Genomic DNA, 26,569 nt, shown 5'->3' with positions numbered 1-26,569 from the left:
TAAGGGATTAGGGGATAGGATTTAGGAATCAGGGATTAATTTTGGTGAAACAACTATTGCAGTCTTCTGTTCCTTACATCCAAATCACTACAACCTATCTGGGAATCTCTATTCCCTCTAAGATCTGGCGTATAATTTCATCTGCAGTCAGGCCTTCCATTTCTCTTTCCGGAGAAACGATTACCCGGTGTCTTAATACGGCATAACTTGCTTCTTTGATATCTTCAGGGGTAACAAAGTCTCTTCCTCTAAGCGCCGCAAAGGCTTTGGATGCTGTAAGCAGTGCCAATGAAGCTCTTGGAGAGGCCCCAAGGTATAAAAACTGGTTCTCTCTTGTATTGACGATAATTTTGGCGATATACTCCATGAGATGAGTCTCTACAATGATTTCTTTTACAAGATGCTGATAGTTTTTCAGCTGCGCAGCAGTAATAACCCGGTTTATGCCTTCTGTTTTATCTTCTTTTTTGCTTTCATGCTGATTTCTGATGATAGCAATCTCCTGCTCAAGATTAGGATATCCCACAGTGATTTTGAATAGGAAACGGTCCAGCTGCGCTTCGGGAAGCCTGTAGGTTCCTTCGTGTTCTATAGGGTTTTGGGTCGCTACAACAAGGAACGGTTCATCCATAACATAACGGGTTCCGTCCATTGTAATCTGTCTTTCTTCCATAACCTCAAACAGGGCAGCCTGGGTTTTTGCAGGCGATCTGTTGATCTCATCAATTAATATAAAGTTGGAAAATATCGGGCCTTTTTTAAATTCAAATTCTGAATTTTTTACACTGAAAACAGAAGTACCCAGGATATCCGAAGGCATAAGATCAGGTGTAAACTGGATTCTGCTGAACCCTACATCAATCGTTTTAGCAAGCAGTTTCGCCGTAATGGTTTTTGCTACCCCGGGAACACCTTCAATCAGGACATGTCCGTTTGATAGAAGGGCTGCGATAAGATGCTCAACCATGCTTTCCTGGCCAACAATCACTTTGGCTATTTCAGCTTTTACTTTATCTAAACTGGTACGAAGCTCAATCATATCAATTCTCGACTGAAACTGATCTTCATTTTTATTGAGATTGATAGAACTTTGATTTTCTGTATTTTCGTTTTCAGGGTTTTCCATAATTTTTTGTTTTTTATCTGATCGGCTTTGTTCTGTCTTTTATTAAATTGTCCCTTTGGACACTGTCATTATTGTAATAGATCGTCGAGAAGTTTATTCATTTTTATGAGGTCTTCTTTCATCACATTGGCGTAGGGATCCTCTCCTTTTCTGATTAGGGAAATAGCTTCGTTGATCATTTCCATAGGTTTTCCTGTTTTCAGATGAAGTTTTTTGGCAAATTCCGCATCCAGATTCTGGGTATCGATCAGGAGATCCATTCTTATTTTATTCAGGAAATACTGAGCTTTTTTAGCCATCATATCGTGAAAATCACCTTCCTGAAGATAAAGGTTTCCAATGCTTTTTACAAAGTCTACTGAAGTATTTCTCAGCGGCTCTTCCACAGGAACTATACGCTGTTTTCTTTTAGCATTAAAGAAAATGAACAGTACAAGCCCTCCTAACAGCAACCACCAGGCATATTTCAATGCAGGATTAGACAGAACGAATCTCATGAAAAAGCGGGAAACTTTTGTATCATTTTTTATAAACCATACCGTCTCTTTATCCGGAAGATACGAAAAAACATCCTGTGCGTATTGTATGCTGCCCTGCTTCAGAAGATAATAATTGGTAAGAAAAAGAGGCTCACTATGAACATACACCGTTCCTTTTCCAAAGCTTGCTTTAATAAAGTTAGCCTGATCTGAGTTATTTTTCTCGATTGTTTTCCCCAGCACTTCAACCTTAGGCTTAATGTATGAAAATCCTCTGCCGGATGGAAATTTATCCAACTTAATAAAATCGTTTTGATATTTTATATCCGTCAGCTTCATTATATTCTCCTCTGCAAAAGAAATATCTGCAGCATAATAACCAATACTGTCTGAAATATCTTTAGGAATGCTGCTTACCATAATCATTGCATCTGAACCTTTGGAGACCTGGTCCAGGATTTTCTTCCAGGATTCTTTATCCAGATCATTTTCAATGACAATAATATTGTGGGCTCCTTTTTTGTGCTGGCTATAATAGTCGTAAGGAGTCTGTTCTATTCTTTTCAGATTATTTTTAAACAGGTCTTTCGCTTCATTATTAAAAACAAACAGGCCGAACGGAGATTTCTGGTTGATATTAAAATTTTTACGCCAATCTGTTGTTTCAGTTTTATTGACTTCAAGCAACGCCAGAATAAGCATCACAACGATGAATATCACAGCATATATTTTGAAGGTTTTGTTCATGGTTAATTAATTTAATTAAGATTTAAATGCCTGGTATTGGTTTTTAAATTTAAGATAGCTCTGTTCATTAATGTTGAATTCTCCATACCAAACATAGTCGAAGATATAGGAAAGACCAGTGAATTCATTTTTCAGATGTCTGTCTTTCAGTTCTAAGGCATAATCTTTATTTGTTTTTTCAGGATTCCAGTTGATCTGTTTTTTATCGCTCAGTTTTTTCAGGATAAATAAGAACTGATAACGAACTGCTGACCGGTAATCTCCTTCCCTTTCAAATTTCGCAATGCTTTCAGGGAAATTGATTTCGTGAATATTTTCATGAAGCTCTTCCGCATTGATGTCTACTTTCTTATTTTTCTTTCCAAAAAAGAGATTCCCATCTTTCCCAACTAGAAATTTAATAATAAAATAAAGAAGAAATCCTACGAGAATAATAGCAAACAAACGGATAAGGATCGTAGTGATTTTTGCAGAGTTTGTAAAAACCGTTTCACCAAAAATACTTTGCAGGATCTTATCGATCTTCCGCATCAGTTTCTGCAAAAAAGATTCTCTCGGCTTGGTAATAGTGTAATTGAATTCGTTGCCTTTATATCTGGATTGCAGATTTTCTTTAAACTTTTTAGGATAGACTGTGTTTTCTGAAACAGGTTTTCGAATGAGCACAGAATCAGCCCTGAGCATATTCCTGTAATGCCCGGTTACCAGAGAATCTCCAATATAATCTTCCACTGTTGTGGGTCCGTTGTCATTTTGTGCACAAACGGAACCTATGGAGAAAAGAAACAGTAGAAAAAAAAGGAATCTATTCATTAATACCAATAGTTTCTATTTCTGCAAGTTCAACTTTCTGGTGAAGGTCTGTTCTGCTGTCGTAATACATTAATCCTGCATTGATGTACATCAGATTGGAAAGTAAGAGTGAAACAAGCATTGAAATTCCATAAAATACAAAGAAAATAATCCCTACTGCCCCTGTAAATGGATTTTCTTCAAAATTGCCGTCCGGAGTACCTGTAAGAAGTGATCCGTAGAAAAACATCAATGGAATAAAGGTAAATACCGATGTGATCATATACATAATAATGAACATAATCAGTGATCCTCCCCAATATTTCCAGTACGGAGATTTCTCATTTCCGTTTGGATAGGAAAACTGTGCCCGTATGGAATAACTCAGACTTTCTAAAAATCCTCGTTCAGTATTAAAATAATCATACATCAAAAATGCCGTTACATTAAAAGCTGTCGGATAAACAAGCAGGATAAGGAAGAAACCGATAATGATAAGTAGCAAAACATATGAAAATCCTACAATGATCATCGTTATAGGGAATACAATAAACAGCATTCCAATACACATTTTGAATATCCTTCCTCCGTTTCTTTTGAAATCTCCTAAGATCTCGTCCGTTTTAATTTTTTCAGCTCCCTGGGCTATTCTTTTCATATAAAAAACAGGATAGAGATAATTGACAATCGCAAGAATAATAAAAAGTACAAATACCAGGATCCCTGTCACGATAAGCATTCCCGAGTTTTCTGAAAAATATCTTTCAAAGTAATAATTTTCTCCGCTGAGATTGGATCCTAATAGCTGTCCGAAGATCTCCCTGAATCCAAAGATCACAATAGCAACTGTTAAAATTAGCAGCAGACCGTTGATCAGCAGATAATTTTTGAAATAATTCTTCCCGTACAGTTTGAAAAAATTAAAGCTGTCGCTGATAAAGTTTCCAAATTCTCTTTTCTTATAAAACTGCATCATTGCTTTGATTATTAATTTTTTTATGAACTACCGAAGGATAAACAAAATAGTAATATCCTATAATGGCAAGTGAACTGAATATAATAGCAAGATTGACAACCAACGGCATTTTCAAAGCATGTCTGGTTACATAACCTTCAATAATTCCGGCACAGATGGTAAACGGAATCGTGCTCAGGAAAATTTTAAAGGAATCTTTAAATCCTGTTTTAAAGGAATTGAATCTCGAAAATGTTCTAGGAAACAGAATGCTTGCTCCGAGGATCAAACCACACATTGCTTCCACAACCATGGCAAAGATCTCAAAAACTCCGTGAAGCCAGATTCCTCTTGCACTGTCTTTTAAAGCTCCGTAATCATAGAAAAAGTATTGAAAGGACCCCAGCATGACACTGTTGGAAAGCAGGGCATATAAAGTTCCGACTCCTCCCAGGATTCCATAAATATACAGCTTTGCCCCGACTCCGATATTATTGAAAATAATTCCTATAGTGCTTCCCCACGTAGAACCACTCTGGTAAACACCTACAGCATTTCCTTTTTTAATGTTTTCTATGGTTTCGTTTACATAATCTTCTCCCAGAATAATATTTGCAAAGCCTTTGTCATAAGCCCCGGAAAGAACTCCAATTGAAGTAAAGAGAATGAAAAACAAAAAAGCATACATAAGATATCTCCTGTACTGGTAGACCAATAACGGGACCTCTGTTCTGAAAAAATACATCAGCCTGTTCTCTTCTACCCTTTTGGTCTTATAGATCTTCTGAAATATCTGTGACGACAAATGGTTCAGGTATACTGTAGTATTACTTTTAGGATAATAGGTCTGTGCAAATGAAAGATCATTGATCAGGTTGATATACAGCGAAGACAGGTCATCAGGATTTTTTTTTATTTTCCCTTGAATAACCTGTTCAATTCCCAACCATTTTTCTTTATTTTGTTTAATGAAATAAACTTCTCTCATAATTGTAAGGCTAAAATAATAAAAAATATGTCTCAAATTGCGATAAATACCTCACAAAATGTAAATATTAATTTTAATATTTCAAGTGTAGGTGAAAGAATGCTTGCCTTCATTATTGATCTTTTAATAAAGGTCGCTTATGTCGTTATTGTATTATATCTTTTCTTCAACATTTTTGATCTTGGGTATTTATTGAATGGGCTGGATCAATGGTCTATCATGGCAGTTTACATTGTCCTGACTTTTCCGGTTTACATCTATCCTCTGGTTCTGGAAAGTCTTATGGAGGGCCAGACTCCGGGTAAAAAAATTATGAAGATCCGGGTGGTAAAAATCGATGGCTATCAGGCAAGTTTCGGAGATTATCTGATCCGCTGGATGTTCAGACTGATTGATACTTCAGCAGCCGGAGTCATAGGTCTTATCTCTATGATTGTCTCCAAAAACAACCAGCGTCTGGGCGATATTGCTTCCGGTACCGCAGTCATTTCTTTAAAGAATAATATCAATATTTCCCATACAATCCTGGAAAACATCCATGAAGATTATGTTCCATCCTTTCCTCAGGTGATTGCCCTAAGTGACAATGATATGAGGATCATCAAAGACAATTATACAAAAGCGCTGAAAGTAGACGACCGCCAGATCATCAGCAGGCTTTCGGAAAAGATAAAAGGTATTTTAAAACTGGAAATAGATCCGGCTAAGATGACAGAAAGACAGTTTATTAATGTCGTAATCAAAGATTATAATTACTATACTGGGAAAGATAGCTGATGAAGCTATGATTGATGCATGGCTATGGTGAATGGTCAATTTGCTTCGCAAATAGATGGCCGTTTGATTATCATAATAGAAATATCTTCAAATTCACCAATCTAAAAATTGCCTTCGCTGTTCACTATTGACATTTTATCCGTCGGTGCAATTTTTGTATCTTTAATAATAAAGCTTTGAATTATGAAATTTGAAAATAATAAATCAGGAAACGGAGGCGTTCTTACGCTCAATAATGATATAAAAGAAGTAGGAAGATTAACTTATACTATTTTTCCTGAAGAAAATAAATTTATTATCTCTTTCGTTCTGGTTCATCCGGAATTTGAGGGAAGAGGAATGGGGAAATATCTCGTGGAAGAAGCTATAAAGTTTGCAAGAGAAAATAAATGGAAGGTATATCCTCACTGTTCCTATGCAAGAGCTGTAATGACGAGAATGAGTGATGTGGATGATGTATTTCTAAAGAATTAAAACATCCTTCACCAGGATCTCTTCAATATCATCCGGATAATCTACTTTCAGATGATGATCTGAAGCAACCCAATCCATGATTTCCTGAACTTTTAAAACTTTAGAATTCGGGATTCCCATAAGATGTAGGGCGCTGGCATTGCATTCCTGCTCATATTGATTATGGATAGGGATTACAAAGAGTTTCTTATCCATGAAGAGTGCTTCTGCAGGAGATTCGAAGCCGGCATTGCACAGCAGTCCGTCACAGCTTTCAAAGCATTTCAGATATTGTGTTTCATCGATAGGGAAAATTTCTACATTTTTTACTTTAACCTGTACTTTACTGTATTTTGAGAATACTTTCCATTGTACAGGAATCTGTTTTAAAACTTTGATGATATTTTCGTCTGCAAAACTTGGAAGATAAACCAAATAATACCCTCTTTTATCCGGATTAAGATTTCTGATCTTATGCCTGATGACCGGCTTCTTAATTTGGGGATGATAATTTTCAAAATGAAAACCAATCTTTCTTTCGCTGGGAACGTAGTATTTTAAGATCAGTTCCCCAAGAAAGTCTTTCTTTTCCGGTTTTGGTGTTTCTGCAAAACTCATGGAAGCCTGATGACTTAGCTCAATCAGTGGTAATTTTTTCAGTTTGGCAGCCCATCCGGTCAGAGGCTCATAATCATTAATGATCAGGTCATATTGGGAAAGCTCCAATTCTCTGATTGTTTTTGTAGCTTCAAGGAATTTATTTTCAGTAAAGGTTTTACGGTAGGATAAACCGCCTGTTTTGTTATAAAGCAGGGAAATACCTCTGTATTGGAAGTTGAGGTCAAAATCAGCCTTTAATTGTGACTGATGACCGCTGATCAGTGTGTCGACGGAAGCATATTTTTTGAGAATAGGAATAATTTCCTGTGCTCTGGCAACGTGTCCGTTCCCGGTTCCTTGAAATGCATACAGAACTTTCATTTAAGAGAAATTAGTTACTATTTTCAGAAGTTCAGAGTTGTCCATATCCGTGATCTCTTCTGCCTCATCATCTTTAAGTGAATCTTTGTGATCGTCGTAATAAAATATTTTCCATTCCTTATCATGGTATTCCAGTGCGGTCAGGTTTTCAATCCAGTCCCCGGAATTCAGATAGGTGCACGATCCTTTTTTATTGATCACTTCACGGATCTGAGGCTGATGAATATGCCCGCATACCACGTAGTCATAATGATTGTCTATAGCTAGTTCAGAAGCAGTAAGTTCAAAGTCACCTATATACTTTACCGCTTTTTTTACATTATTTTTTATTTTTTTCGAAAATGAGTATTTTTCTCTGCCCATTTTCTCCAGAAACCAATTGACAACATTATTGATTACAATGAGAAGATCATATCCTTTTCCCCCTAACTTAGCGATCCACTTTGAATGCTGAACGGATGCATCAAAAACATCTCCATGAAATATCCACGTTTTCTTTTGGTCTATATTCAGACAAATCTTATTGCAGACTTTTAGTTTTCCCAGTTCAAAGTCTGTAAACTTACGGAACATCTCATCATGATTTCCTGTAATATAATACACTTCTGTATTTTTAGTCGCCAATGAAAGGATCTTCTTGATGACTTTCAAATGAGGTTTAGGGAAGTAAGACTTTTTGAACTGCCAGATATCAATAATATCACCATTCAAAACCAGTGTTTTAGGCTGGATAGAATTAAGGTATCTCAACAGCTCTTTAGCCTTACATCCATAAGTTCCCAAATGAACATCCGATATCACAACTAATTCAACGTTTCTTTTCATAGTTTTATACAAAGAAACTAATTGAAAGTTAACTGTATATGAATGCTATATTATTTTATAGTGAGTTCATTAGCTCTTCAGAAATTTCCATGTTGTGGTAAACGTTCTGAACGTCGTCGTCATCTTCAAAACGCTCAAGCATCTTCATATTCGCTTTGAACTGATCTTCATTTACTTCCTTTATGTTATTAGGAATTCTTTGAAGTTCTGCACTTTTTGCTTCAATTTTCAACTCATCCAATTTGTGTGATAATGATCCAAAGTCTTCAAAAGCAGTGGTGATCATTACCTCATCTTCATCTTTTTCCACATCTTCCGCACCTCCATCAATCATTTCCATTTCAAAATCATCCCAATCCATTTTGATTTGAGACAAATCAAGCGTGAAAATTCCTTTTCTATCGAAGATAAATGCAAGTTCTCCATTCTTACCCAAATTTCCATCAAATTTATTGAAGATCGCTCTTACATTCGCTACAGTTCTTGTTGGGTTGTTGGTTGTACATTCTACGAAAAATGCTACACCACCCTGTCCATATCCTTCGTAGGTAATTTCTTCATAGTTCTCAGCATCAGCACCACCTGCTTTTTTGATGGCTCTTTCTACGTTATCTTTAGGCATATTGGCCCCTTTTGCATTCTGGATGCATCTTCTTAAAGCCGGGTTGGCTTCAGGATCTGTTCCTCCTGCTTTTACTGCCAGTGCAATATCTTTTCCAATTTTAGAGAAAGTTTTGGCCATTTTATCCCATCTGGCCATTTTAGAAGCTTTTCTATATTCAAATGCTCTTCCCATTTTTATTTTTAAATTTTCAACAAAATTAATTAAAAGTCAACAAAAAAAAAATACCCCCAAAAAATTGGAGGTATTTATTATTTAGAAAAATTAATTATTTTTTCTTTTTAACTACTTTTTTCTTAGCCGGAGCTTTTTTAGTAGCTTTTTTCACTGGAGCATCTTCGTAATCTTTTTTCTTGATTGCGTTCCACTCGTTAGCATCTTCAACAGCAGTTACAACTACTTTTCTATCAGCTTGTCTTTCAGCATCAGAAGCTTTTTCAGAAACTGTAGCTTTAGTTTCACCAACACCGATTGATTTAAGTGCACTTACATCAACTCCTCTAGCTTCTAAAGCACTTACTACTGAAGCAGCTCTTTGTCTAGAAAGTTTCAAGTTGTATTCTGCAGCACCTTTAGCATCAGTTTGACCTTCAACTAGGTAGTTACCACCATCAGTTTTGATGATTTTAGCAGCATTGTCTAGTTTAGCACTAGATTCTGGTCTGATAGTCGCTTTATTGAAATCAAAGAAAATTCCTTTAAGAGCATCTGTTGTTTCAATAGCCGTTTGTTTCTTAGGCTTAGGACATCCGTTGTATTCTGGAAGACCTGGAACTGTAGGACAAGCGTCATCTTTATCTAAGATTCCGTCACCGTCTGTATCTGGCCAAGGACAACCGTTGTTTTCTGCAGGACCTGCAACTGTAGGACAAGCATCATCTTTATCGATAACACCATCACCATCTGTATCTGGCCAAGGACAACCGTTGTTTTCAACTGGACCAGCTACTTCTGGACATTGATCGTCTTTATCTGGAACTCCGTCACCGTCTGTATCAGGACATCCCTGGAATTCTGGTAAACCTGGAGTATCTGGACAAAGGTCATCTTTATCTAGGATACCATCCTTATCTCTGTCTCTGTTTCCGAATCTAAATAGAATAGATGCAGAAGCTTGCCAGAAATTAGCAACTGTAGATTTGTCACCTGGAGTTGATACATAATCACCCTGAACACCAAGACCAAAGTTCTTAGTTACCCAGAAGTTAGCACCAGCACCTGTAGAAACTGTAAAGTGATTCGCTTTACCGTTTTCGTTACCACCATCACCGTTAGAAATTAACTCTCCTTTGTAGTCATATCTAGGGAAAGTAAGGGAAGTGTAATCATGTCTCAGGTAGTTAGCACCAACTCTTAAATACGGATCGAACCAAGATTCTTCATCCCATAAAAGACCAGCTGCTTTAGCCTGGAAACCAAGACCAGTCATAAGGAAAAATTCTTTCCCCATGTTAAATCTCTTATTGTCTACATTACCTACAGAAGTCTGCCAGTCGATAACTAAACCTTTACCGATGTTTCTAGCAACTGTTAATTTAGATAATGGAGGTGTAATAGAGAAGTTGTTCATATTGAACATCGTCTTCGTTAAATTATTAGCAGAGAACGTGTTACTGAACTTTGACTGCACTGCCTTGTGGTTTTCCGCGTGAGCACCAACTCCGATTAACCACGGATTATTGGTAGTCTGCGCAAAGACAGTAGAGGCAACAGTAAGCGCCAATGCTGAAATTCCTAATTTTAGATTTTTCATAGAATTAAATGATTAAATAATTGATAATGCAAAATAAATATAATTTTTCTTTATAAACAAAGTTTTTTGAATGATTTTTAACTTTTCTTTAATATTCTGTCCAGGTTACGTTTATTTTCTCTATCTTTTATCGCTTCCCTTTTATCAAAGAGTTTTTTCCCTCTGGCAAGGGAAATCAGGACTTTCGCCTTACCCTTATCGGTGATATATAATTTTAGAGGTATAATAGTATTACCTGCATCCTTTAACTTTTTTTCAAGTTTTTGCAATTCTTTTTTGTGCAACAGCAATTTCCGTTCCCTTTTTGTCTTGTGATTATAAAAAGTGCCCAATTTATACTCATCAATCATCATATTTATAATGTATAATTCCCCATCAATAAACTGACAGAAGGATTCTGTAATGGATGCTTTGGACGAACGTAAAGATTTTATTTCTGTACCCGTTAAAACCATCCCCGCTTCAAATTCTTCAAGGATTTCATACTCAAAACGAGCTCTTCTGTTTAATATACTAACTGTTTTTTCGATTTTCATTTTAAAAATTCGTGTGATTATTTAATTAAGGAATTTAATTCTTCATTAAATTTACTATTCAGGGACTCCTTAATATTTTATTTTCATTAATGAAATATAGAAAAAATACCTCATATTTAAAAACTTGACTTTTACATTATTACGAAATACCCAAATTCTTTTCGTAATTTTGCGCCAAATTTACAAAACTATATGTTAACAGTATCTAACTTATCTTTACAATTCGGGAAAAGAGTTCTTTTTGACGAGGTAAATATTATGTTTACCAAAGGAAACTGCTACGGGATTATCGGAGCAAACGGTGCGGGGAAATCTACATTCCTTAAAATACTAACGGGAAAGCAGGATCCAACTACAGGACATGTATCTTTGGAACCAGGAAAAAGAATGTCAGTTTTGGAACAGGATCACTTTGCCTACGACCAATATACTGTTCTTGAAACTGTATTGAGAGGAAATAAGAGATTATTTGAGATAAAGGAGGAAATGGATGCGCTTTATGCGAAAGAAGATTTCTCTGATGAAGATGGTATAAAAGCGGGAGAATTAGGAGTTATTTATGAAGAAATGGGGGGATGGAACTCAGAATCCGATGCTCAGAGTATGCTTTCTAATGTAAGAATTAAAGATGATATGCACTGGCAGATGATGAGTGAACTTGAGAACAAGGACAAAGTAAAAGTTCTTTTGGCTCAGGCACTTTTCGGAAATCCTGATGTATTGATTCTGGATGAACCTACGAATGACCTTGATATTGATACAATTTCATGGTTAGAAGATTTCCTTGCAGACTATGAAAACACGGTGATCGTGGTTTCTCACGACCGTCACTTCCTTGATACGGTTTGTACGCACATCGGAGATTTAGATTACGCCAAACTTAACCTTTACACAGGTAACTATACATTCTGGTATCAGGCTTCTCAGCTAGCGACGAGACAAAGAGCTCAGGCTAATAAGAAAGCTGAGGAAAAGAAGAAAGAACTTCAGGACTTTATCGCAAGGTTTAGCTCTAACGTTGCAAAAGCTAAACAGGCGACTGCTAGAAAGAAAATGATCGATAAACTTAATATTGATGATATTAAGCCATCTTCAAGAAGATATCCGGCCATTATTTTCGAAATGGAAAGAGAGGCAGGAGATCAGATTTTAGATGTAAAAGGTCTTGAAAAAACAAAAGACGGAGAATTATTATTCTCAAACATCGATCTAAACCTTAAAAAAGGAGACAAGGTTGCTGTACTTTCTAAGAACTCTTTAGCGATCACAGAATTTTTCGAAATTTTAGCTGGAAATGTTCAGCCTGACAAAGGAGCAGTAGCTTGGGGTGTAACTACCAATCAGTCTCACATGCCTTTAGACAATACCAATTTCTTCCAGGAAGATCTAAGCCTGGTAGACTGGTTAAGACAATTTACTAAAAATGACGAAGAGCGTCATGAGGAATTCGTAAGAGGATTTTTGGGAAGAATGCTTTTCTCAGGTGATGAGGCTCTAAAATCTTGTAAAGTGCTTTCCGGAGGTGAAAAAATGAGATGTATGTTCAGTAGAATGATGCTTCAGAAAGCAAACGTTTTATTATTGGACGAACCTACCAATCACTTAGATCTTGAAAGTATCACGACTTTGAACAACTCATTGTCTAACTTCAAGGGAAATCTTTTATTGGCATCTCATGACCACGAAATGCTTCAGACTGTCTGTAACAGAATCATCGAGCTTACTCCTACAGGAATCATCGACAGAGAAATGACTTATGATGAATACCTTGGTGATAAAAAAGTAAAAGAACTTAGAGAAAAAATGTATGCTTAATTTTTTGAGCCGACATTAAAATTCACCATAGCAAAAAGAGGCTGTCTCAAAAGTGAGACAGCCTCTTTTTTATTAGAGGTATTATTGTTTATTTCTTTATAAACTTGAATGCTGACGAAGTTCCATCGGAATTGCTAACGGACAAAATATAAGTTCCTTTTGCCAATTTGGAAACGTCTATTTTTTCTTCCGGTTTTTTGAAAGACAAAACCAACTTACCAGATATATCCAAAACCTTCATTTCTGCTGTTTTATTGTTATTTTTTACATACAGATAATCACTGGTCGGATTTGGATAAAATTTGATATTATTTCCAGATAGCTGATGATCTAAAGTAGATAAAGTTGCGGTGGTCAGTTCTATATTATCCAGAACCATAAGCCCCAAAGGACCTGTTGGGGTACCCGGGGTATAAACATTAAACCCAAAATAATAGACACCGGTTGTAGCGGGGGTAATCGTAAAGGATGCCGATGCATAAGCGCTCAGATTTATATTAGGATAATCCTGGATAAGATTTGTCATCGCTGTATTTACAGGCGAAGTACCATAAGCTACCTTAAAACTTTGAGGAGATCCGGAATTAACATAATCAAAAGTAAAAGTATAGTTTTTGCCTGCTTCCAGGCTGATACCTGAAGTATACAACCATGTGTTAGCATTGAAATAAAATCCTGCCTGGAGACTAGCCACATTAGTATTGAGACCTCCAAATCCTAGATAGCCACTACCAGCACTCCAATCATTTCCCTGTAAATTTATTTTCTGCTGTGATATACATTGCGGAAGGAAAGGGAAGATGTAGTTTTCAAAATCTTCAGTATAAGGCACGTTTGCTGCGAGACATGGTGTCGAAAAACTGGTACTGACCTGGCTCCATTCGCTCACAATCCCTGGAGAACAGCTTGTTCTAACCCATACATAATAAGGAATTCCTGGAGATAAATTGATCAAATCTTTTGAAGTCCCCGTTATACCAGGATCTGTAGGAGGATCAGACGGAGTAGGGGCAATATAAGAGTTACTTACGTAAAGCTCATATGAAGAAGCGCCCGCAACAGCACTCCAAGAAACTGTGGCAGAGTTGGTCGTTACGTTTCCAGCCGTGATAGCAGGCGGTGCTACACAACCATTGGAAACTTCATGAGAAACACCAAAAACGCATAAATTCCCCTCGATGCTTCCCGGAGGACTTGGCGATTTCGTCACTGAAATATTTAAAATGTTCTTTACCTGATTTTCCGGACTTAAAGACAGATCTAAGTGAAAAAATCTAGGTAATTCCGGGTTATTTTTAATAAGATCCGAGACCCTGCTTACTTTTGATTGTGCTTTTGCAACCAGCTTCCACGCCCCTCCCCACCAGTCATCAACAAAATTGCTAATAAATGCCTGGCTGGTTCCGTCTGTAAAATTAACAATGACATCAGCATAAGCCATTCCTTTTTCTGCAGGTGAAAAAGGCTCATTGGCCCCTGTTACCACCAACAGGAATAATTTTTTTGCGCGGGGAGTTGTACTAAAACTAATAACTCCCGAATCTCCCACATTACTTAATTTCAACGCATTATTTCCATTATAAGGAGCCAGCTGATAGAAAAGACCCGGAGTATAGATTTCATCAACCACTCCTGACGTTGGCAATCCCACAATAGGAGAAATACCTGATGGACTTACAAAATCCTCTGACACAAATACATATTCATCAGGAGTTTTATCTACACTTGCTGTGGTAGACAAAGAGGCGGGTCCTGTTTTCTCGGCAATGAGATCAGCATTATACCCACTTGTTACAGTTAATGGTGCGTAGTTTTGGGCGTTAATCCTGCAGAATGATAAAGTTATTATCATACAGAAGAGACTTACAGTATTTTTTTTATTCATGTTTAGTATTATTTAGTTAATACAAATATATAAATTTTTAATTATCACTAAAATATTAACCAATATTAACATAAATAAAGCAAACATATGCATTATAATTTATTATATAAAAATTAATTTTAGTAAGATATTATGAATTTATAATTTAAAATATTAGAATAAAATTAGCTATGCTACACATTGTTATTAATTTTATTTAATTGAATAACAGAACCTTATACAGTACATCTTACTCTATTTTTTATTTTGCCGCAAATTTGCAAAGTTTATAAGTTTTCAAGACTAAAGAATAGCAATCAACACTTAGATCTTGAAAGTATCACGACTTTGAACAACTCATTGTCTAACTTCAAGGGAAATCTTTTATTGGCATCTCATGACCACGAAATGCTTCAGACTGTCTGTAACAGAATCATTGAGCTTACTCCTACAGGAATCATCGACAGAGAAATGACTTATGATGAATATCTTGCTGATAAAAAAGTGAAAGAACTTAGAGAAAAAATGTATGCTTAATTTTTTGAGCCGACATTAAAATTCACCATAACAAAATACCCTCCAATTAATTGGAGGGTATTTTTATTTAAATAAAAAATTATTTGGTAAGCTTCGTTTTAGGAATAGTAATTGTTCCCGGATCTTTCCATAGGCCATCTTTTTCAGCTCTTTTCTTAATTGCCTGTGCTCTTTTTTCACTGTCAGGATGAGAATTGAACATTTTTTCAAAACCTGTCTGCGTACTTCCTTCTGAAAGTAATGCCAATTTTTTAAATGCGGAGTATGCTCCTACCACATTGTAGTTATTAGCCTTCATAAAGTCGTAAGAATAAGTATCCGCTTCAGATTCCTGTTTTTTGCTGTGAGAAGCATCCAGAAATTCATTGGCCATTTTCCCTACCTGACTGTCATTTAATGCAGCTACAGTTCCTGATGCAGATGATGCTGCATCTAGTGCTGCTGCTTTCAGATAAGCAGATTTAATGGCATCTTTAGTATCCTGATTCTTTACGTGCCCAATCTCATGTCCGATTACTGCTAATAATTCGTCATCCGTCATGATATCCATTAACGAAGAAAAAACACGAACACTTCCGTCTGCACAAGCAAAAGCATTGATATCCTTCACTTTATAGACTTTATAGTTCAGAGCAAGTCCATCCTGTGATTTGTGCTTTCCAAAAAGCTTATTCAGCCTTACCGTATAAGGATCTTTCGGGCCTGCCACCTGGTTATTCTTGTCCATCCAGTCAACAGACTCTTTTGATAGTTTTACGGCATCTTCGTTGGTAAAAGTAAGGGCTTTTGCTCCTTTTGAAACAACGCCTACAGCTTTTCCAAGATTGATTTTCTGTGCTGTAGCAGCATTCATTGCCCCTAAGAATAAGAGGCAGATAGTAATTTTTTTCATAATCTTTTTTAATTTGGATGGCGAAGATAGATATTTTTTTTAACAATCAGCAAGTCAACTTCATCCCCTAATCATTTCAAAATGCTGTTTTTTTTCCTTATTTTTGTGAAATGAGTCAAAAATGGATTTATAAGCCTGAACCTGATGAGGAAGTTGTGGACAGATTGAGTTCGTCACTTGGATTTGGCACTTTTGAATCTAAACTCCTCGTTCTGAGAGGAATTGACAATTATCAAAAGGCCAGAGAATTTTTCAAACCTAATCTTACCGATATCCACAATCCGTTCCTGATGGCAGATATGCAGAAAGCGGTAGAGCGTATTGCAACAGCTATTGAAAACGGAGAAAAAATATTGGTGTATGGAGATTATGATGTAGATGGAACCACGGCTGTTGCCTTGATGTACCTATACCTCAGCAAAATTGTTGAGAAAAAATATTTAGACTATTATATTCCGGACAGAAATTCTGAAGGATATGGAATTTCTACCGAGGGCATTGATTTTGCCAAAGAAAACGGTTTTTCACTGATCATTGCTTTAGACTGTGGGATCAAAGCCGTAGACATGATTAATTATGCCCAGGAAAAAGGAATAGATTTTATCATCTGTGATCACCACCTTCCTGGTGATGAAATTCCGAATGCTGTAGCAGTCCTTGATCCAAAGAGACTTGACTGCAGGTATCCTTTCAAAGAGCTTTCAGGATGTGGCGTCGGCTTTAAGCTTTGCCAGGGACTGAACACCATTTATAAATTACCGGAAGCTGAATTATTTGAGCTTACGGACCTTTTGGCTATTTCTATTGCAGCAGATATTGTTTCGATGACTGGTGAAAACAGGGTTCTTGCTAAAATGGGATTAAAAGTTCTCAGAAAGACAAGAAATCTGGGATTAAGATTATTAATCCCTGAAGATAAGCTCTCTCATTTTGAAATTTCAAATATTGTTTTTGAAATTGCACCAAAGATCAATGCTGCGGGAAGAATTTCGCAGGGAAAGGCAGCGGTTGAGCTCATGGTTTCAGATAACCTGAAGCATGCCAATCAGATTGTTGGCGACATCATGAATCTTAATGATGAAAGACGTGAGCTGGATATGAATTCTACTCTTTCTGCTTTGAACCAGATCATAGAATCTCAGCAGGAAACCAAACATTCTACGATTGTCTATCATCCTGAATGGAACAAAGGCGTGATTGGAATTGTAGCCTCAAGACTTATTGAAACCTATTATAAACCAACGCTGGTATTTACAGACGGCAATAACGGGGAAATGGTAGCTTCTGCCAGATCTGTTTCTGATTTTGATGTGCATGAAGCTCTTGATCTCTGTTCTGAATATTTCCTGAAATTCGGGGGACATCATGCTGCGGCAGGGCTTTCCATGGAAAAGGATAAATTTGAAGCTTTCAAAATTAAATTTGAGAAAGTAGTTTCAGAAAAGATTAAAGAACATCAGCAGGAACCTTCTATTACCATCGATTCTGAGATTAAAGTGGATGAGATCAACCGTGAGTTTATTAATTTTCATAGAAAGCTGGCTCCTTTCGGACCTCATAATATGAAGCCTATTCTTACACTCACAGATCAGAAACTTTCAGGGTATTTAAAAACTATGGGTAAAGATAACAATCACCTTAAGTTTTATATCAAGCAGGAATCTACAGGCAGAAATATAGAGTGTGTAGGCTTTAAACTTGGGCAATATGCTGAAGATTTTAAAACTAAAAATTTCGATCTTGCTTTTACCTTAGAGGAAAATCACTGGAAAGGAAATGTAACGCATTATTTGAATATAAAAGACGTAAAATTCAGAGATTAGGGAAACCCAATCCATTATTGCAAAAAATTTAAATTATTTAATTCTTGAAGAATTTGAAAATTTAAGCGGTAACACATCTGAAATATCAAAAATACTCAATGCTATTATTACAAAACTGCAATCTAACCCTAAGCCCTAATCTTTTAAACCTAAGCCCTCAAAATCAATGAAAAAAATCGGCTTATTTTTCGGTTCTTTCAATCCGATTCATATCGGACATTTAATTCTGGCTAATTATATCCTGGAAAATTCTGACATGGATGAACTGTGGTTTGTAGTAAGTCCTCAGAATCCTTTTAAAGATAAAAAATCGCTGCTGAAAGATCACAACAGATTGGATATGGTGCAGCTTGCCGTGAAAAGTTATCCGAATATGAGAGCTTCCAATGTGGAATTTTCTCTTCCAAAGCCCAGCTATACGATTGATACCCTCACCTATCTTCATGAAAAGTATCCTGACTACTCTTTCAGCCTGATCATGGGGGAAGATAATCTGGACAGTCTTCATAAATGGAAAAACTCTGATCTGCTGATCAAAAATCACCACATTATTGTTTATCCGAGAGTTTTTGAAGGGGAAAAGAAAGATTCTGAATACCTGCAGCACGAGAATATTTCTATGATTAAAGCTCCTGTTATTGAACTTTCTGCTACAGAGATCCGGAATATGATCAGGGATGGAAAAAATGTACGCCCTATGCTCCCACCGGAAGTTTTTGAATATTTGGACGGAAGCAGTTTTTATAAGTAATTTTGCAATTAAGACGTTAGAGAGCTATACCTCAGAAGTTAGTAAGGGTAAATATAATCACTACTCGGCTTTTAACTCTTATCTTATACCTACAACATGGAATTCATCGAAAAATATTTCTCAAAATATCCTCAGGAAAAAATCATCAAATGGTTTAAACAAATTTGTCTGGCGGAAGCTATTTCCTGGTTTTTTCTGTTCACAGCCATGACTTTGATACGCATTGATCCTGAAGGTATTTTTGCAATCATCTACATCAGTACGATTGGTAGTATTCACGGATTATTTTTCACACTTTACCTGCTTTTTTTACCTTCTGTAAGAAAAATATACTCTTGGGATGACGAAGATAGTGTCTTCGCTTTAATTGCTGCATTTTTTCCTTTTGCTACCATTTGGATAGATAAAAAGCTGGCCCGATTCGACCGGGAATAATCTTATTTTTCATAAAATTTATATTCTGCTGTAACAAAATTATTGTTACAGTTGTCTTATTATGTAGAAATTCAAAAGTATTTAAATTTTTAATTTAAAATTTTATTATCTGTAAATCAGAAAGTTATATTTATTATAAAAATATTTTAAGTACTTTGTATTGCATGATACTAAATTTATTATATATCTTTGCTATGTAAAATAATAATTCATACAAGCTATTAAACAACTAAAAAATAATAATCATGAAAACTCAAATTCTAATTGCCGCCATATTTTTCAGTGGATTCGTTGCCGCCCAGCAAACAAAAGATACCCTGAAAATAAAAAATATTGAAGCTGTCAATATCAAGAAACAGGTTTTCAAAAAGCAGAGTGACCGTTTCATTTACGACGTAGCATCTTCACCGATTGCGAAAGGAACTAATACTTTCAACCTGCTTAAACAAACTCCAATGATTTCAAGTATAGACGGAAAATCTCTGAAGATCATGGGAAAATCTGATGTGGTTATCTACATTAATAATAAAAAAAGCAATATGGATGCTGAAGCATTAATAGAAATGCTGAAGGGAACACCATCTGAAGATATCCAGAAAATAGAAGTGATTACCACTCCGGGAAGCGAATTTCAGGTAGAATCTAATGAAGGAGTGATTAATATTGTGATGAAGAAGAAAAAAAATGATGGCTACAACGGAACGCTTAAAATGAATAATGAGCAGGCTTATTATAACAATCCTTCTGCCGGCGGCTCATTTAATTTCAGAAAAAACAAATGGTCTGTGAATTCCAACTTTAATACGGGAAGCTGGACAGACAGAGAAAGATACACGCTTTCTAACGGAGATTCAACATTCAGAAATGAATCATTAGGATACAATTCTGATCCAAATAAAAATGTGGGTGGAAGCGTGAATATTGATTACGAGCTAAATAAGAATCACAGTTTAGGTTTTACTTATAATATGAGGTATAATAAGAGTTTCAACTCTATCCTTGATGTAACGAACTGGGAGAATGGAACTCTGAAAAACAGAACGATCAACCATGAAGATGCACAGACGAGAAACCACTCTTTCAATCTGAATTATGAAATCAAAACAGATTCTATCGGAAGCAAACTTACATCCAACGTTTCGTATTTGTGGTTTAACAGGGATAAAATGAGCATTAATAAAAGCTATCCCCTCACCAATAGTTCTGATATTGATGAAAACAGCAAGTACGGTGCATTGAGACAATCTGTTCCGCAAATTATCAATAATTATGCAGCCAATATCGATTATCTTAAGAAAACTGCAAAAGGCTACACATGGCTGATGGGAGTGAGCTACAACCACACGAATACAGATAATGACACAAGACAGGATAACCTGGTAAACAATAGCTTTGTCAATGATATTAATCAAACGAATCACTTTATTTATAAGGAAAGAATACTTGGAGCTTATCTGACCTACGAAAGAAAGCTGAGTGAAAAACTTTCAGGAAAAATAGGAGCCCGTTATGAAATGACCAAAAGCAGCGGTGAGATCCTGGGGAAGACAAGCTTTGACAGAGATTACAACAATTTGTTGCCTTATCTTAATTTAAATTACACGATCAATTCCGATAACAATCTTACTTACAGTTTCTCAAGCAGGATCAGAAGACCAAGATTCTGGGAACTGAATCCTTCACGAACTTATTTCACTCCTAATAATTATACACAGAACAATCCATTTGTATTGGCTTCTAAGTTTTACAACCAGGAAATCGGCTATATGTACAAGAATGCATTTTTTGCCAACCTTAGCTTTAATTATGTGGAAGATGCATCAAATCAAATCCCGCTTCAAGGAACGATCACAGGACCTGAAAAAGATGAGAAAGGAAATATCATATACGGCCCTAACGGGGAAACAAAATCGGTTACCACTAAATTTTTAAGATACATCAGAACAAATTATGGCAACAACAAACAGTTCGGTCTGACCTTAGGAATGAATAAATCATGGTTCAAAGAGATCTGGACAACCAACTATTCTGTGAATTTAGGATATAACATTTACAAAGGAAAAGTATTAGAAGATCCTACGACAGTTCCGGATCCATTATATACAGAAGTTGTTAGACCTTATATACTCAATTTTAAAAACTTTAATATTTCCGGTAATATCAATAACAACATCCGTCTTTCTTCCAATAAAGACTGGTTCCTGGGAGTGAATTACTACTATGGCAGCAAAATAAAGATTGAAAGCGGAACATTGGGCGTAAGACAAAGCTTTGATGTCAGCTTAAAGAAAATCATGGGCAACTGGACTTTTGTAGCTGAAGTATATGATTTATTTAATCAGAACTATAACAGTATTCAAGGAATACAGCCAGACGGAAGCTATAATAATGTAACCAATTTTGAATTTGAACGGATTCTGAACATTGGAGTTACCTACAACTTCGGAAACCAGAAACTGAAAAAGGCAAGAGAAATGAAATCAGCTAATGATGCTATAAAATCAAGAACCTAAGCCTATTATAAAAATTATACAACCACAACTATACTCCACTTAATAAAGAATCATGAAAAAGATCATCATATTAGCAGCAGCTATTTCAGGAACTGTAGTTTTTGCACAGGAAAAAAAATCTGACACGGCAAAAACGAAAGCTATAGAAGGAATTACAATTACAAAGCAGGTCTTTAAAAAACAGAGTGACCGTTTTGTTTACGATGTTGCAGCCTCACCTGTTGCAAAAGGAAATACAACATTTGATCTGCTGAAGCAGACGCCACTTCTGTCCTCTACAGATGATAAAACATTAAAGATCGCCGGAAAAAACAACGCCATCGTCTACATCAACGGAAGGAAAACGAATATGGATGCTGAATCTCTAGCTCAGTTTCTAAAAAATACACCAGCAGAAAATATTCAGAAAATTGAAGTAATAACAGTTCCGGGAAGTGAATTTCAGGTGGAATCTTCGGACGGGATCATCAATATTGTCCTAAAGAAAAAAATGAGTGATGGTACCAGCGGGAATATGAGAATGTCTAACACTCAGAATAAATATAATGCCAGCCAGGCAAGTTTCTCTGTTAACTACCGAAAAGATAAATTAGGAATCAGTGCTAACCTGAATGGCGGAGAAAATATTTCACCTCAATCTTATATCCTTAGAAATGGAACTGATCAGATGCAAAACGAATCTGTAGGTGATATTGATGATCCGAATAAAAACATCGGCGGTTATTTAAATATCGATTATCAGCTTAATGATAAAAACAATTTAGCCTTATCATGGAATTCCTGGGCTAACAAAAGTTATAATTCAACAATCGACTTGTATAACACCCTTACTCAGCCTGATAAAGATGGAATAATGACAACTTCTCATACCCGTACAAAAAACAGGGAGGATGCAAGAAATTATAATAATTCTGTTAATTTAAACTATGAATTAAAACTAGATTCGCTGGGAAGCAAACTGAATGTAAATGCAGCCTATCTCATTTATAAAAGGTTTCAGTTTTCAAAAAACAACACGATGATTCCGTATAAAAATAGTCCGGATGATTTTTCGAGAACGGGAAAAACGATTGTTCAGGATATTCCGCAGATCATTAATAACTTTTCCGGAACGGTAGATTACATCCAAAAATTAAAAAATGACTTTACATTTTCAGCAGGAGGAAATTTCAATAAAACAAAGACTGATAATGATACAAAAAATCTTACCTACGATTATATTTATAATAAAAATGAAGAATTAACCGGGATAAAAACTACACCGGAACTTAATCATTTTATCTATGATGAGAACATTTATGGATTATATTTAACTTTTGAAAAGAAGTTCTCTGATAAATTCTCCGGAAAGGTAGGCGCAAGATATGAGATCACCAGAAGTTTAGGAACTGCGGACAGTCCTACTCATATCATAGAATCTCAAAAGCATCAGACCATTGAAAGAAATTACAATAATTTCTTACCGTATTTAAGCTTCAATTATGCCATCAATGATAAAAACAATATTTCCTATTCATTCTCAAGCAGAATGAGAAGACCGAGCTTCTGGGAACTGAATCCGGTAAGAAATTATATTACGGAAGTCAATTATACTCAAAACAACCCTTTTGTGAAGGCATCATCCACTTACAATCAGGAATTGACGTATATGTATAAAAACTCTTATTTCCTGATCTTGAATCACTCCTATTTTAAAGATCAGATCACTCAGGTTCCTTTGCAGGGTTTTACTAAAGGTACAGATGGAAAAATAAGTGATCAGAGTGTGTTACGTTATATCAGAACCAATTTTGGAGATAAGCAGGAAATGTCTGCGATGGTTGGTATTCAGAAAACATTTTTCAAGCAGTATTTAACATTGAATTTCAATGCAGGAATTCAGCATAATATCAACAACGGTTCTCTGGCTGGAGATCCTACGACCGGTGAAATTTTTGTAGATAAAGATGGAAAAGCTATTGTTTACACTAATAATGTAAGATCTACAAGTTTGATCGTCACCAGTAATAATACACTTCGTTTAGACAAAAAGAAAACATGGTTCTTAGGTGTCAATTATTTCTTTGTAGACAAACAGCAGATTGAACTTGGAATGCTGAAGAACCTGATGAGTCTGGATCTGAGCATTAAGAAAAACTGGAACGACTGGACTTTTGCATTGAATCTAAATGATGTCTTAAGAACCAATGTTGTAGAAATCGAAGATTATCAATCTAACGGAAATTACAATTATATCAGAAATGACCAGTACAAAAGAAGCGTAACAGTGAGCCTAACTTACAACTTCGGAAATCAGAAGGTAAAAAAAGTAAGAGACATCGAAGGAGCATCTGATGCCATTAAGAGCAGAACAAGATAACATTTATCTTTCTTCATATTCAATTATTTTGTGGTAAGGCCCGGCGGAAAATCCGCCGGGCCTTTACTTGTCATTTATCCGTTTGTATCTGGAAATACAACCCACCGGTTCCGTTTTAAAATTTATAGGCAATGCTTCCTAAAACCTGAGTTGGATTTTGCGGAGTTAATCTTACAGACCAGGTTTTTTCATTAGTTAAATTATTCACTTTTATTCCTGCTCTGAAGTTTTTATGATCATAAAATAACGTGGCATCTAAAGTCGTATATGCGGGAATGATTACCTTTGAAGTTGTTGTATTTGTCTGGAAAGAATGATTTCCTTTATTTCCTCCAAAACCAATTCCCAACCCTTTCAGTTCTCCGCTCATCATCTGATAACTCATCCAAAGATTATATAAGTTGGAGGGCCCTGAAAGTGCAGGACGAAGACCATTGATTTTATCATCTGCCTTGGTCATTTTACTGTCATTATACGCATACCCTGCAATAATATTCAATCCTTTTAATGGGTTGGCAGCGAACTCCAGCTCGAACCCTTTGCTTCGCTGACCTCCATCCTGAATAGAATATAAACTGTTGAAAGGATCCTGACGGACCATATTCTTAACATCAATATCATAATAGCTAATGGTTCCTACGAGTTTGTGGCCGAAAAGGTCTCCTTTTACTCCCAGCTCTTTCTGATTCGCCTGTTCCGGCTTAAAGGTATTACCGGAAATATCGGCGCCACCTTTATTGGTAAAGCCGTTCATATAATTCCCGAAAACTGAAACCTTATCTTTTACCACTTCATACACCAATCCAAATTTCGGAGAAAAATTGGTCTGCCAATAATCTCCCGTAGTTACATTTTGAGCAATATTGGTCACTCCCATATTTTGATAGCGGTCTGCCCTTACACTTACCATGGCCAAAAACCTGTCTGTAATATTAAAAACATCTGATACATAAACAGCATAACTGTTGTCGCCATTTTTCTCAATTCTTGGAGTTCCCGATGCCGCAAGATTATCAATAGCGGCCTGGTTTACGGAGTAAGGGGTAGTTCCAGTAAAATCAAAAGGTGACCCATTGATGGTGACCCTGTCAAAACTATTGGCATTATTATAATAATCCAAACCGACAATCAGCCTGTTCCGGTGCCCTAAAATCTTGAAATCCCCAATAAAGTTCTGCTGAATATTGGTAGCAATGAAGTTGGTATTTCCTTTCATTACCTGCAAGCGGGCAGTGGTATCAGAAGCTCCGTTAATGGCTGTAATATATCCGTCGATGGTAGATTTTGCACGGGATACAAGCGTCTGTGAAGTCCAATTGTCAGAAATTTTATAATTCATCTGGGCAAAAATATTCATCATTTCAGTTTCATAAGGAATGCCGTTGCTTCCAAATAATCTGTTGTAAGGAAATCCCATATCTGCAATAGACTGTACTTTATTACTACCCAGGAAAGGATTAAATCTTACCACCGATGTTGCCTTTTCGTGCCCGTATTCTATATCAAATAAAAGAGAAAGTCTGTCATTGATCTGATATGAAATTGACGGAGCTATCGAAAGTGCGTTGCTAAAACCGAGATCCTGAAAACTCTTTTGAAAAGTAGCTGCACCATTTAATCTGAAAAGAATTGTTTTATCAGTATTCACAGCCGTATTCACATCCACTGCAAAACGATTGTAGTTCCAGCTTCCGGCGGTATAAGATATTTCACCGCCAAAACCGTTAAATGGTTTTTTGGTCACCCTGTTGAATAAACCTCCGTACGTAGAAAGATTAGAACCGAATAATGTGGCAGAAGGTCCTTTTATAGCTTCTATCTTCTCAAGATTGGCAGGATCAATGGTGGTATAAGCAAAACCGGAGATCCCATTTCTCACCATAGGCTCAGTGGTAAATCCACGGGAAAGAAAAGTAACTCGTCCCTGATTGGCCAGCATAGGAATACCAGCACCGGGAATATTTTTGGAAATACTTCCGAGATTAACCGCAATCTGCTCCTGGATCAGTTCTTTAGGAACGCTGATGTAAACCTGTGGTGTTTCTATATTTTTTAAAGGAAGTTTTGATACATAAGGGCTTTCTTTTTTAGAAAACTTATTGACATTGCTCGACAGTGTGATTTCCTGAATGGCAGAAATATTTTCTTTCTCCAGTTGGTAATTGACTACAGCAGGCCCGTTCTGAACTACTTTAACTTCAATGGTCTTCTCTGCCGAACCGATCACCTGGATTTTGATGTGATAATCACCATCAGTAAGATGCTCAAAACTAAATTTTCCGTCCTGGTCGGTAAGCGTATGTTTATTGATCTCTACCAGTTCCACTGTTGCTTTCCGAAGAACTTCTCCGTTATGTTGTTTGAGAACACCAGAAATATTTCCGGAGTTTTGGGCAATGGCCCATCCTAAACCTCCAAAAAGGAAGACTGCAGTAGCTATAAATTTCATTCAGTACAATTTTTCAGGTGCAAATCTATAGCTTTATTTATACTAAGTAAAAATAATAATTCACTTTATTGATTAATATCATATTTAATCCTGACCT

22 protein-coding genes and 1 pseudogene are annotated in these 26,569 nt (G+C 36.2%); 10 read left to right on the top strand and 13 right to left on the bottom strand.

Going from position 1 to position 26,569, the window contains the following annotated elements; genetic code table 11:
* Positions 1-94: 94 nt before the first annotated feature.
* From QF044_RS20820 to QF044_RS20800, 5 genes are all read right to left on the bottom strand, one after another.
* Positions 95-1,126, bottom strand: a complete 1,032-nt coding sequence (locus tag QF044_RS20820) for a MoxR family ATPase (RefSeq protein ID WP_307271558.1) — start codon at positions 1,124-1,126, stop codon at positions 95-97.
* A gap of 68 nt (positions 1,127-1,194) precedes the next feature.
* On the bottom strand, positions 1,195-2,352 hold the full coding sequence (locus QF044_RS20815; protein WP_307271556.1) for a DUF4350 domain-containing protein: 1,158 nt from the start codon (positions 2,350-2,352) through the stop codon (positions 1,195-1,197).
* A 15-nt stretch (positions 2,353-2,367) separates the two neighbouring features.
* A complete protein-coding gene (locus tag QF044_RS20810) occupies positions 2,368-3,165 on the bottom strand; it encodes a DUF4129 domain-containing protein (protein WP_307271554.1) in 798 nt (265 codons plus the stop codon).
* Positions 3,158-4,120, bottom strand: a complete 963-nt coding sequence (locus QF044_RS20805; protein WP_307271552.1) for a DUF4013 domain-containing protein — start codon at positions 4,118-4,120, stop codon at positions 3,158-3,160. The genes QF044_RS20810 and QF044_RS20805 overlap by 8 nt, the downstream gene beginning before the upstream one ends.
* Entirely contained in the window at positions 4,104-5,087 is a 984-nt protein-coding gene (locus QF044_RS20800; RefSeq protein ID WP_307271551.1) for a stage II sporulation protein M, read from the bottom strand. Before QF044_RS20800 ends, QF044_RS20805 begins: the two co-directional genes overlap by 17 nt.
* Positions 5,088-5,114: 27 nt before the next feature.
* Between QF044_RS20800 and QF044_RS20795 the strand changes: the two genes are divergently transcribed.
* Complete coding sequence (locus QF044_RS20795; protein WP_307271548.1) at positions 5,115-5,864, top strand: RDD family protein; 750 nt, start codon at positions 5,115-5,117, stop codon at positions 5,862-5,864.
* Between the two features lie 183 nt (positions 5,865-6,047).
* Positions 6,048-6,338 carry a GNAT family N-acetyltransferase gene (locus QF044_RS20790; protein ID WP_307271545.1) on the top strand — a complete coding sequence of 97 codons (291 nt, stop codon included), beginning with the start codon at positions 6,048-6,050 and terminating at the stop codon, positions 6,336-6,338.
* Here the strand turns inward: QF044_RS20790 and QF044_RS20785 are convergent.
* The 5 genes from QF044_RS20785 to smpB all read right to left on the bottom strand — a co-directional run bounded on the left by QF044_RS20785 (position 6,327) and on the right by smpB (position 11,034).
* Positions 6,327-7,298 (bottom strand): glycosyltransferase family protein, encoded by a 972-nt coding sequence (locus QF044_RS20785; RefSeq protein ID WP_307271542.1) that lies wholly within the window; start codon positions 7,296-7,298, stop codon positions 6,327-6,329. The two genes, QF044_RS20790 and QF044_RS20785, sit on opposite strands and share 12 nt — an antisense overlap.
* Positions 7,299-8,123: a UDP-2,3-diacylglucosamine diphosphatase gene (locus QF044_RS20780; RefSeq protein ID WP_307271540.1), complete on the bottom strand. Its 825-nt coding sequence runs from the start codon at positions 8,121-8,123 to the stop codon at positions 7,299-7,301.
* A 55-nt stretch (positions 8,124-8,178) separates the two neighbouring features.
* Positions 8,179-8,919 (bottom strand): YebC/PmpR family DNA-binding transcriptional regulator, encoded by a 741-nt coding sequence (locus QF044_RS20775; RefSeq protein WP_307271537.1) that lies wholly within the window; start codon positions 8,917-8,919, stop codon positions 8,179-8,181.
* Between the two features lie 94 nt (positions 8,920-9,013).
* A complete protein-coding gene (locus tag QF044_RS20770; protein ID WP_307271534.1) occupies positions 9,014-10,498 on the bottom strand; it encodes an OmpA family protein in 1,485 nt (494 codons plus the stop codon).
* A gap of 77 nt (positions 10,499-10,575) precedes the next feature.
* On the bottom strand, positions 10,576-11,034 hold the full coding sequence (smpB, locus tag QF044_RS20765; protein ID WP_034702920.1) for an SsrA-binding protein SmpB: 459 nt from the start codon (positions 11,032-11,034) through the stop codon (positions 10,576-10,578).
* Between the two features lie 192 nt (positions 11,035-11,226).
* Between smpB and QF044_RS20760 the strand changes: the two genes are divergently transcribed.
* Positions 11,227-12,849, top strand: a complete 1,623-nt coding sequence (locus tag QF044_RS20760; RefSeq protein WP_307271530.1) for an ABC-F family ATP-binding cassette domain-containing protein — start codon at positions 11,227-11,229, stop codon at positions 12,847-12,849.
* 88 nt (positions 12,850-12,937) lie between these two features.
* Here QF044_RS20760 and QF044_RS20755 read toward each other — a convergent pair whose 3' ends face one another.
* Positions 12,938-14,701, bottom strand: coding sequence for a T9SS type A sorting domain-containing protein (locus QF044_RS20755; RefSeq protein ID WP_307271527.1), 1,764 nt, complete (start codon positions 14,699-14,701; stop codon positions 12,938-12,940).
* Positions 14,702-15,034: 333 nt separating this feature from the next.
* Between QF044_RS20755 and QF044_RS20750 the strand changes: the two are divergent.
* Positions 15,035-15,250: pseudogene (locus QF044_RS20750) on the top strand (ABC-F family ATPase); the annotation flags it as partial.
* A 79-nt stretch (positions 15,251-15,329) separates the two neighbouring features.
* Here QF044_RS20750 and QF044_RS20745 read toward each other — a convergent pair.
* The gene (locus QF044_RS20745) at positions 15,330-16,142 is read right to left on the bottom strand and encodes a M48 family metallopeptidase (RefSeq protein ID WP_307271524.1); all 813 of its coding nucleotides are present in this window, start codon (positions 16,140-16,142) and stop codon (positions 15,330-15,332) included.
* Positions 16,143-16,252: 110 nt separating this feature from the next.
* Here QF044_RS20745 and recJ point away from each other — a divergent pair, with 110 nt between their 5' ends.
* From recJ to QF044_RS20720, 6 genes are all read left to right on the top strand, one after another.
* Positions 16,253-17,965 carry a single-stranded-DNA-specific exonuclease RecJ gene (recJ, locus tag QF044_RS20740; RefSeq protein WP_307271522.1) on the top strand — a complete coding sequence of 571 codons (1,713 nt, stop codon included), beginning with the start codon at positions 16,253-16,255 and terminating at the stop codon, positions 17,963-17,965.
* Positions 17,961-18,104, top strand: coding sequence for a hypothetical protein (locus tag QF044_RS21630; protein ID WP_373462688.1), 144 nt, complete (start codon positions 17,961-17,963; stop codon positions 18,102-18,104). Before recJ ends, QF044_RS21630 begins: the two co-directional genes overlap by 5 nt.
* Positions 18,105-18,131: 27 nt before the next feature.
* A complete protein-coding gene (gene nadD / locus QF044_RS20735) occupies positions 18,132-18,716 on the top strand; it encodes a nicotinate (nicotinamide) nucleotide adenylyltransferase (RefSeq protein WP_307271519.1) in 585 nt (194 codons plus the stop codon).
* A 96-nt stretch (positions 18,717-18,812) separates the two neighbouring features.
* Positions 18,813-19,151, top strand: coding sequence for a DUF3817 domain-containing protein (locus QF044_RS20730; RefSeq protein ID WP_307271516.1), 339 nt, complete (start codon positions 18,813-18,815; stop codon positions 19,149-19,151).
* Between the two features lie 245 nt (positions 19,152-19,396).
* Positions 19,397-21,664 (top strand): outer membrane beta-barrel family protein, encoded by a 2,268-nt coding sequence (locus QF044_RS20725; protein WP_307271513.1) that lies wholly within the window; start codon positions 19,397-19,399, stop codon positions 21,662-21,664.
* Positions 21,665-21,716: 52 nt separating this feature from the next.
* On the top strand, positions 21,717-24,023 hold the full coding sequence (locus QF044_RS20720; RefSeq protein ID WP_307271510.1) for an outer membrane beta-barrel family protein: 2,307 nt from the start codon (positions 21,717-21,719) through the stop codon (positions 24,021-24,023).
* 115 nt (positions 24,024-24,138) lie between these two features.
* On the opposite strand, the gene QF044_RS20715 is transcribed toward QF044_RS20720, so the two are convergent.
* Positions 24,139-26,472, bottom strand: a complete 2,334-nt coding sequence (locus QF044_RS20715) for a TonB-dependent receptor (RefSeq protein ID WP_307271507.1) — start codon at positions 26,470-26,472, stop codon at positions 24,139-24,141.
* Between the last annotated feature and the right edge of the window lie 97 nt (positions 26,473-26,569).

It is taken from the genome of Chryseobacterium sp. W4I1, assembly GCF_030816115.1.
Classification (GTDB): Bacteria; Bacteroidota; Bacteroidia; order Flavobacteriales; family Weeksellaceae; genus Chryseobacterium.
Note: the sequence above shows the minus strand (reverse complement) of the source record. Positions and strands in the feature narration are given on the sequence as shown.